8 protein-coding genes and 1 tRNA gene are annotated in these 8,494 nt (G+C 74.7%); 5 read left to right on the plus strand and 4 right to left on the minus strand.

Annotated elements, in window-relative coordinates; translation table 11 throughout:
• Positions 1–136: 136 nt before the first annotated feature.
• Positions 137–1,756 (minus strand): L-aspartate oxidase, encoded by a 1,620-nt coding sequence (locus Q1K26_RS10480; protein ID WP_300009758.1) that lies wholly within the window; start codon positions 1,754–1,756, stop codon positions 137–139.
• Entirely contained in the window at positions 1,753–2,745 is a 993-nt protein-coding gene (gene nadA / locus Q1K26_RS10485) for a quinolinate synthase NadA (RefSeq protein WP_300009761.1), read from the minus strand. The genes Q1K26_RS10480 and nadA overlap by 4 nt, the downstream gene beginning before the upstream one ends.
• Positions 2,746–2,950: 205 nt before the next feature.
• Between nadA and Q1K26_RS10490 the strand changes: the two genes are divergently transcribed.
• A complete protein-coding gene (locus tag Q1K26_RS10490) occupies positions 2,951–3,715 on the plus strand; it encodes an NUDIX domain-containing protein (RefSeq protein WP_300009764.1) in 765 nt (254 codons plus the stop codon).
• A gap of 4 nt (positions 3,716–3,719) precedes the next feature.
• The gene (locus tag Q1K26_RS10495) at positions 3,720–4,397 is read left to right on the plus strand and encodes an LON peptidase substrate-binding domain-containing protein (RefSeq protein WP_300009767.1); all 678 of its coding nucleotides are present in this window, start codon (positions 3,720–3,722) and stop codon (positions 4,395–4,397) included.
• 140 nt (positions 4,398–4,537) lie between these two features.
• Here Q1K26_RS10495 and Q1K26_RS10500 read toward each other — a convergent pair whose 3' ends face one another.
• Positions 4,538–5,404, minus strand: a complete 867-nt coding sequence (locus Q1K26_RS10500) for an NAD(P)-dependent oxidoreductase (RefSeq protein WP_300009770.1) — start codon at positions 5,402–5,404, stop codon at positions 4,538–4,540.
• Positions 5,405–5,588: 184 nt separating this feature from the next.
• Here Q1K26_RS10500 and Q1K26_RS10505 point away from each other — a divergent pair, with 184 nt between their 5' ends.
• Positions 5,589–6,731 carry a metallophosphoesterase gene (locus Q1K26_RS10505; protein WP_300009773.1) on the plus strand — a complete coding sequence of 381 codons (1,143 nt, stop codon included), beginning with the start codon at positions 5,589–5,591 and terminating at the stop codon, positions 6,729–6,731.
• On the opposite strand, the gene Q1K26_RS10510 is transcribed toward Q1K26_RS10505, so the two are convergent.
• Positions 6,694–7,179, minus strand: a complete 486-nt coding sequence (locus Q1K26_RS10510; protein ID WP_300009776.1) for a YdeI/OmpD-associated family protein — start codon at positions 7,177–7,179, stop codon at positions 6,694–6,696. The two genes, Q1K26_RS10505 and Q1K26_RS10510, sit on opposite strands and share 38 nt — an antisense overlap.
• A 32-nt stretch (positions 7,180–7,211) precedes the next feature.
• On the opposite strand from Q1K26_RS10510, the gene Q1K26_RS10515 reads away from it, so the two are divergent.
• Both Q1K26_RS10515 and Q1K26_RS10520 read left to right on the plus strand, forming a co-directional pair.
• A tRNA-Arg gene (locus Q1K26_RS10515) sits at positions 7,212–7,284 on the plus strand.
• A gap of 79 nt (positions 7,285–7,363) precedes the next feature.
• The gene (locus Q1K26_RS10520; RefSeq protein ID WP_300009779.1) at positions 7,364–8,383 is read left to right on the plus strand and encodes a tyrosine-type recombinase/integrase; all 1,020 of its coding nucleotides are present in this window, start codon (positions 7,364–7,366) and stop codon (positions 8,381–8,383) included.
• Positions 8,384–8,494 lie beyond the last annotated feature (111 nt).

Consider the following 8,494-nt stretch of genomic DNA (forward strand, 5'->3'; position numbering starts at 1 on the left):
GCACCGGCCGCACCAGCCGCACCCGCGGCACCCGCGGCACCGGCGGCACCCGTCACAGCAGGGTGGCTTTGCTCCGACTGGACCGGAGGAAAGCCACCCTGCTGTGACCCGGGTGGCGGCGGCACGGGCGACGGCGTCATGCCGCCACCGTCCGCTCGCTGCGCACCACGGGCCGGCCCCTGTCGTCGAGCCCGACCTCCAGGCTCGACCGCTGCCAGCCGTCGTCGCGGGCGGGGAAGTCGGTGCGGACGTGGCAGCCACGGCTCTCGGTGCGGGTGCCCGCCGCCGCGAGCACGGCCTGCGCGAGCAGCGTGAGCGCGGCGTCCTCCACCCCCGCCCGGTCGATCGGCACGCCGAGCACCGTGGCGGCCTCGACGGCATCGGAGGCCGCGGCCAGCCCGGGCCCGTCCCGCCCGATCCCGGCCGCCCCGGACATCGCCCGCTGCACGACGCCCCGCTCGGCGATCGGCACGGCTGGAGCGGCCGCACCCGTTGCAGCAAGGCCACCTTCACGCAACGAGGTTGCGTGAAGGTGGCCTTGCTGCAACCCACCCGCGCGGTCCGCGGCCACCGCCCGCGCGGCGCGGGCGCCCATCACCAGGCCCTCCAGCAGGCTGTTCGACGCCAGCCGGTTCGCCCCGTGCAGGCCCGTGCGGGCCACCTCCCCCGCCGCGTACAGCCCGGGGACCGCGGTGCGCGACTGCGCGTCGGTGACGATCCCGCCGCACGAGTAGTGCGCGGCGGGGGTCACCGGGATCGGCTCGCGCACCGGGTCGATCCCCGCGGCGCGGCAGGCGGCGTACACCGTCGGGAAGCGGCGGGCGAAGCCGTCGAGCGCGCGGGCGTCGAGGTAGGCGCACGACGTGCCGGTCTCCGCCAGCCGCCGGGTGATCGCGGCGGCCACGACATCGCGCGGGGCGAGGTCGGCCAGCGGGTGCACGCCGGTCATGAAGCGGCGCCCGGCGCGGTCGAGCAGCACGGCGCCCTCGCCGCGGACGGCCTCGGTGACCAGCGGCCGCCGCCCCACCGCGGGCCCGGTGTAGAGCACCGTCGGGTGGAACTGCACGAACTCCAGGTCCGCCGCGGTGGCCCCCGCGCGCAGCGCGAGGGCGATGCCGTCGCCGGTGGCGGTCTCCGGGTTGGTCGTCGACGAGTACAGCTGCCCGTACCCGCCGGTCGCCAACAGCACCGCGGGGGTACGCAGCACGCCGGGGCGGCCGCCGTCGTCGAGGAGAGCGAGGCCGGCGACCGCGCCATGTCCGTCGCGCAGGACGTCGACGGCCACGTGCCCGGTGAGCAGCGGCAAGCCGCCTGCCGCACCGACCAGCGCCCGCTCGACCTCGGCACCGGTCGCGTCGCCTCCGGCGTGGACCACGCGGAACGCGGAGTGCCCGCCCTCCCGGGTGCGGGCGAGGCGGCCGTCGGGGCCCGGGTCGAAACGCGCACCGCGCGACCGCAGCCGCGCCACGGCGGCCGGGCCGTCGGCGATGATCGACGTGACGGCCGCGGGATCGCACAGCCCGCCGCCCGCCTCCAGCGTGTCGGTCACGTGGGCCTCGACGCTGTCGCCGGGCACGTCACCGACGACGACGGCCACACCGCCCTGCGCCCACCGCGTCGAGCCCGCGTCCACGGCGTCCTTCGTGACGACGACGACCCGCAGCCCGGCGGCCGCGGCGTCCAGCGCCGCGGTGAGGCCTGCGACGCCGCTGCCGACGACGACGAGGTCCGCGGCGGCGCTCCAGCCCGCGGTCACTCCCCACCCCCGGGCTGCCCGATCCGGATCATGCGCTGGACCGCGGCGCGGCCGCGGGCGGCGAGCTCGGGGTCCACGTGCACCTCGTCGCGGCCCTCGCGCAGCGCGCGCAGCAGCTTCGCCGGTGTGATCATCTTCATGTAGTGGCAGGACGCGCGGTCGTTCACGGCGCGGAAGTCGACCTCCGGCGCGGCCCGGCGCAGCTGGTGCAGCATGCCCACCTCGGTGGCCACCAGCACGGTGCCGCCCGGCGTCGAGCTGTGGGCGGCGTCGAGCATCCCGCCCGTGGACAGGATCCGGACCCGTTCCGAGGGCACGGCACCGGCTCCGGCCAGGTAGAGAGCGGAGGTGGCGCAGCCGCACTCGGGGTGCACGTAGAGCTCGGCGTCGGGGTGGGCCTGCGACTGCGCCGTGAGCGCGGGCCCGCTGATCCCGGCGTGCACGTGGCACTCCCCCGCCCAGACGTGCATGTTCGCCCGGCCGGTGATGCGGCGCACGTGCGCGCCGAGGAACTGGTCGGGCAGGAACAGCACCTCGCGGTCGGCCGGGATCGACTCCACGACCTCCACCGCGTTCGACGAGGTGCAGCAGACGTCGGTCTCCGCCTTCACCGCGGCCGTCGTGTTGACGTAGGACACCACGACGGCGCCCGGGTGCTCGGCCTTCCACGACCGCAGCTGGTCGGCGGTGATCGAGTCGGCGAGCGAGCACCCCGCGCGCGCGTCCGGGATCAGCACGGTCTTGTCGGGGGCGAGGATCTTCGCGGTCTCGGCCATGAAGTGCACGCCGCAGAAGACGATCGTCGACGCCGTCGACTCCGCCGCGAGCCGCGACAGGGCCAGCGAGTCGCCGGTGTGGTGCGCGACGTCCTGGATCTCCGGGAGCTGGTAGTTGTGCGCCAGCACCACCGCGTCCTGCGCCTGCGCGAGCGCCCGGACCTCCTCGGCCCAGCTCGGCTCGACGGCCGGGAGCACCTCGGTCACCGCCATGGGACCCTCCTCATGTTTTCGACTTGTAGTCGTAAACTAGCCGCGATGCTAGCAGTTCCGGCGCGCGAGGGCACGGACGACGTGATCCGGACCTCACCCGACGGTCATCCTCCGTTCACCACGGCGACCCTCAGCGGCGACCCTCAGCGGCTCGCCGGAGGCCCGTACCCACCGCGCCCGGCCGTCGCCCGCCTACGATCCGCCCGTGGGCACCAGGCAGACCGGGCACGAGGTGCTCGCCGCGGTGCTGCGGATCTCCGGCGGTCACCCGCAGGTGCTCGCCTGGCAACGGGCCCGCGACCCCGACCGCGGCTGCTGGGCCCTCCCCGGCGGCCGCCTCGGCGACGACGAGGACGTCGAGCGCTCGGTGCTGCGGCAGCTGGCGGAGAAGGTCGACCTGCGCGAGGTGGCCCACATCGAGCAGCTCGGGGTGTTCAGCGACCCGGACCGGGTGCCGGGCACCCGGCTGATCGCCACCGCCTTCCTCGGGCTGGTGCCCTCCGACGCGGACCCGCTGGTGCCACCCGACACCGCATGGCGCCGGGTGGCGCCCGGGCCGGCGGGGGCCGACCCCGCCCCGGACGGTCAGCTCGTCCGCACCGCCCGCCCGCCCGCCATCAGCGGCGCCGCGTTCGACCACGGCGCCATCGTCGACGCCGCGCGCGACCGGCTGCGCGCGAAGCTGTCCTACACGAACCTGGGTTTCGCGCTCGCGCCGCGCGAGTTCACCATCTCCGCGCTGCGCGACCTCTACGTCGCCGCGCTGGGCCATCCCGTATCGGCCACGAACCTGCAGCGCGTGCTGACCCGGCGCGCCCTGCTGGAACCCACCGGTGCGGTCGCTCCGCCGGGCCCCTCCGGCGGCCGCCCCGCCGCGCTGTTCCGGTTCACCGCCCGCACACTGCGGGTGACCGACGCGTTCGCGGTGCTGAAGCCGCCGGGCGAGCACGGCCGCGGCGCCGTACCGTAAGCCCGTGGCCGAGACCGTCCCCGTGTTCCCGCTGGGAACCGTGCTGATGCCGGGGGCGATGCTGCCGTTGCACATCTTCGAGCCGCGCTACCGCCAGCTCACCGTCGACCTGGTCACCGGCGCGGTGCCGGACAAGCAGTTCGGTGTCGTCGCCGTGCGCGAGGGCTGGACCCCCGACGACGACGGGCTGGAAGGCCTGCACGCCGTCGGCTGCACGGCCGAGCTGCGCGACGCCCGCCGCCTCCCCGACGGCCGTTTCGACATCGTCACCCGCGGCGCCCGGCGCTTCCGGCTCCTCGACCTCGACACCGACTCCAAGCCCTACCTGGTCGGCTCGGTGGAGTTCCTCCCCGACGCCGAGCCCGAGGGCGGCGACGACCTCACCAGCATGCTCTGCGCCGGTGCCCGCGACGCGCACCGGCGCTACTGCGCCACGGCGTGGAAGACCGACGACTGGACCGAGCCCGCCGACGACATCCCGCCCGACCACCTCTCACACGTGCTTGCCGCCGACTGCCTGCTGCCGCTGCCCGACCGCCAGGCGCTGCTCGAGCAGGTCTCCCCCACCGAGCGCCTGCGCATGGTCCGGCTGCTGCTCGCGCGCGAGACCGGCCTGCTCACACAGCTGAGCGCCGTGCCGGCCCCGATGACCACCTACGGCGTGGAGCACAGCACCAACTGACCCCGCGAGTCGCGCCCTGCGTGCGCGCGAGTCGCGCCCTGCGTGCGCGCGAGTCGCGCCCTGCGTGCGCGCGAGTCGGGCCCTGCGTGCGCGCGAGTCGGGCCCTGCGTGCGCGCGAGTCGGGCCCTGCGTGCGCGCGGCTACGCCGAGAAGCTGGCCAGGTAGGCGGCGGCCATGTCGGCGTCGCCGTGCCCGGCGTCGGCGACGCGGCGGTACCGGTCGGCCGCGGCCGCCGCGACGTCGAGCGTGACGCCGGCACCCCTCGCCGCGGCGACGATCAGGTCGGCGTCCTTGGCCGCGTTGGCGACGGAGAAGTTCGGCGTCCAGTCCGCCGCGAGGATCGCGGCCGCCTTGGCCTGCAGGTACGGCAGGTCGAGCGGGCCGCCGCCGACGGCGTCGAGGAACTGCTGCGGGTCGACGGCCATCCCGCGGGCCAGTGCGAGCGTCTCCCCCGTGGCCGCGGTGATCGCCAGCACCCAGCTGTTGACGACGAGCTTGAGCCGGCTGGCCGCCAAACCCGCCGGGTCCTCGCCGAGCCAGCGCGTCTCGCGGCCGACGGCGTCGAAGACCGGCTGCACGATGCCGCGTGCCTGCGGGGCACCGGCGGCGAGGACCAGCAGTTGCCCGGACTCCGCGGGCTGCCGCGTCCCGACCACGGGCGCGTCGACGAACAGCACGCCGTACGCGTCGGCGAGGTCGAGCAGCGCGCCCTGGTCGATCCCGGCCGTCGTCATCTGCGCCCACACCTGCCCCGCGCGCGGGGCCGCCCGCTCCATCACCGACCGCACGTGCTGCCCGTCACCGAGCATCGTGACGACGACGTCCGCACCTGCCACCGCCTCCGCCGGTTCCGCGGCGAGCACCGCTCCCGCGTCGGCGAGCCCGCGCGCCTTGTCCGCGGTGCGGTTCCAGACCCGCAACGGGAGTCCGGCGCCGAGCATGTTGTGGCCCATGCCCGCGCCCATGATCCCGGTACCCAGCAGTGCGACGGTGGGGGTGTCGGTCATGGGTACGAGGTTAGTGGGCCGGGCGCGCCGGTCCGGGTCGCGGACCTCGCCCGGAAGGCCGGAGCGTTCGGCGGGGGATGCGAGGGCCGCGGCGGGTTCGTGCGCTCGATGTCACCAGCGGGCCGGGCGCCGCGCTGGGAGACGGCGACGGACCGTGCTCGGGACCGTCGGGCACGATCCGTCCGTGGGTCTCGTCGGGTTCGTGCTCGTGCTGGTCGTGCTGCTGCACCTCTACGTCTACCGGCGGGCCGTGCACGACGTCCTCCGCAGCAGGCGGGGCCGGCTGCTCGGGGCCCTGGTGATCACCACGCTCGCCGTCGTCACCGGCACCGCGCTGCTCACCCGCGGCGTGCTCGCCCCCGAGGCCGCGCGTCCGCTGCACCACGTCGGCTACCTCTGGCTGGCCCTGGTGCTCTACCTCGCGTTCCTGCTCGGGGTCGGAGAGTTCGTGCGGATGGGGCTGCGTTTCGTCCGCGGTCGCCCGTCGGAGCAGCGGCGCCGGTTCCTGTCGGGGGTCATCGCGGCGAGTGCGGCCGTGGCGGCCGCCGTCACCGTGGGGTACGGCACCGTCGCCGCCCGGCAGACCCGCGTGGAGCGCCGGGAGGTGCTGCTCGATCGCCTGGACCCCGCCTTCGACGGCTTCACGATCGCCGCGATCTCCGACATCCACCTCGGGCCACTCGTCGACGGCACCGACCTCGCCGGCTTCGTCGGTCTGATCAACGGCTCCGGTCCCGACGTCGTCGCGGTAGTGGGCGACCTCGTCGATGGCACCGTCGACGAGCTCGGCACCTACGCGGCACCGCTGGCGGACATCGCCGCACCCACGTACTTCGTCACCGGCAACCACGAGTACTACTCCGGAGCAGCGGGCTGGGTCGAGTTCCTGCCGACGCTCGGCGTGCGCGTGCTGCGCAACGAGCGCGAGGAGATCCGCCGTGGCGAGGCAGTGCTGCACATCGCCGGCTGCGACGACCGCACCGCCGCCGCGTCCGGCGTACCCGGCCACGGCTTCGACCTCGACGCAGCCCTGCGTGGTCGCGACCCCTCCGCGCCGGTGGTGCTGCTCTGCCACCAGCCGGTGATGGTCGCCCGCGCCGCCCGCGCCGGCGTCGACCTGCAGATCTCCGGACACACCCACGGCGGCCAGCTCTGGCCGCTGACCCACGTGGCGCTCGTGGACCAGCCCGTCCTCGCCGGCCTCACCCGCGTCGGCCGGACCTGGCTCTACGTCACGCGCGGCACCGGGTTCTGGGGGCCGCCGGTGCGCGTCGGCTCCCCGCCGGAGATCACCCTGCTGACGCTCCGGGCCCCGGCCGTTGCTTGACCCCCTGCTCCAGGAGCGCGACGACGACCGCGATCCGCCGCTCCCGCTCCTGCGGCCTCCGCTTCGTCGCGTCGATCCAGCGCAGGTAGGCGCGTCGGTAGAACTGGGCGAGCGAGTCGAAGAACGCACCGGCCGACGGGCTGGCGTCCAGCGCCGCGGCAACGTCCTCGGCGAGATCCCCCCGCTGCGGCCCCTCCGGTGCGAGCACGACCTCGACCGTGGCCCCCGGCTCCACCCCGCAGTCCCGCCGCCACGCCGGCCCGAGCGCGATGACCCAGCGCCCTCCCACCACCTCCACGGTGGCCCGCACCCGGACCCCGCCCACCGTTCCGGCGACGTGGTGCGCCGCCTTCCGGCCCCAGACCTCGTCCGGGTCGAACGGCACGGGCACGGTCAGCCGCCCTCGCCCCCCGACCTCCGGCGTCGCGGTGTACCGCCTGGGCTCCATGCGGGAATGGTGCCACTAGGATCGGCTCCGCCGCCCTCGTAGCTCAGGGGATAGAGCACCGCTCTCCTAAAGCGGGTGCCGCAGGTTCGAATCCTGCCGGGGGCACGCAGGTGAGCGGCTCGCGCCGCTGGTCAGGCCGCTCGACGTGGAGCTACTCGTGGAGCGAGCCTGCTACGGTCGGCCCATGACCGGGTCCTCCGGCAAGCCCAAGAAGCGCCAGCGCGGCGAGATCGAGACGCTGCCGAGCGGGTCCCTGCGGGTCCGCGTCTACGCCGGCGTCGACGCCCTCAGCGGCAAACGCAACTACCTCGTCGAGACCGTGCCCGCCGGCCCGAAGGCCGCCGCAGAGGCGGACAAGGTCCGGCGCCGGCTCGTGCACCAGGTCGACGAGCGCCGCAACCCGCGCACCAAAGCAACGGTCAACCAGCTCATGGACCGCTACCTCGAGCTGCTCGACGTCGAGGAGACCACCCTCGACCGCTACGAGCAGACGATCCGGGTGCACATCCGCCCGCTGCTCGGACACCTCCCGCTCGCCAAGCTCGACGGCGAGACGCTCGACAACCACCAAGCGATCCTCCGCCGGTGCCGGGCGCACTGCGACGGCCGGCCGTTCGTCGAGCACGCCGTCGACGGCCCGCACGAGTGCTCGGAGAAGTGCCGCCCGCACGTCTGCCGGCCGTTGGCCACCTCGACGATCCGGAAGGTGCACTTCTGCCTCAGCGGCGCTCTCGCGCGTGCCGTCCGCTGGCGCTGGATCACGGTCAACCCACTTGACCAAGCCGAGCCGCCCCGCGGCGGCCGGTCCGACCCCAACCCGCCGACGGCCGACCAGGCGGCCGCGATCCTCAACGCGGCGTTCCCGGACGTCATGTGGGGGTGCCTGCTCTGGCTCGCCATGACGACCGGTGCCCGCCGCGGCGAGCTGTGTGCGATGCGTTGGGACCTGCTCGACCTCGACCGCGCCGTTCTGACGATCCGTAGCAGCATCGCTCAACAGGGCACCCGCACGTGGGAGAAGGACACCAAGACCCACCAACAGCGCCGGATCGCCCTCGACAACAACACGGTGTCGCTCCTTCGTACATACCGGCAGGAGTGCGAGGAGAACGCTGCCGCCGTCGGTGGCGCGCTCGAGCCCGGCAGCCGGCTGTTCTCTGCCGACATTAATCACCCAGGGGGTCGGCAAAGTCGCGGTGAGTAGGCGCTGAGCTGCGGCGACACGCGGTCGAAGGTGCGGGTGCGGGCACGGCCCCAGTGGTGATCTTGCGGTTCTCACGCCGTACAAGACCATCGCTCTGGAGTCCCGTGCCCG

Source organism: Pseudonocardia sp., assembly GCF_029263155.1.
Lineage (GTDB): Bacteria > Actinomycetota > Actinomycetes > Mycobacteriales > Pseudonocardiaceae > Pseudonocardia.

What these genes read in the sequence shown, in the direction of transcription:
- Q1K26_RS10520 (WP_300009779.1), top strand. Translation starts at nt 7,364, where the DNA reads ATGACCGGGTCCTCCGGCAAGCCCAAGAAGCGCCAGCGCGGCGAGATC.
- Q1K26_RS10510 (WP_300009776.1), bottom strand. Translation starts at nt 7,179, where the DNA reads ATGGAGCCCAGGCGGTACACCGCGACGCCGGAGGTCGGGGGGCGAGGG.
- Q1K26_RS10500 (WP_300009770.1), bottom strand. Translation starts at nt 5,404, where the DNA reads ATGACCGACACCCCCACCGTCGCACTGCTGGGTACCGGGATCATGGGC.
- nadA (WP_300009761.1), bottom strand. Translation starts at nt 2,745, where the DNA reads ATGGCGGTGACCGAGGTGCTCCCGGCCGTCGAGCCGAGCTGGGCCGAG.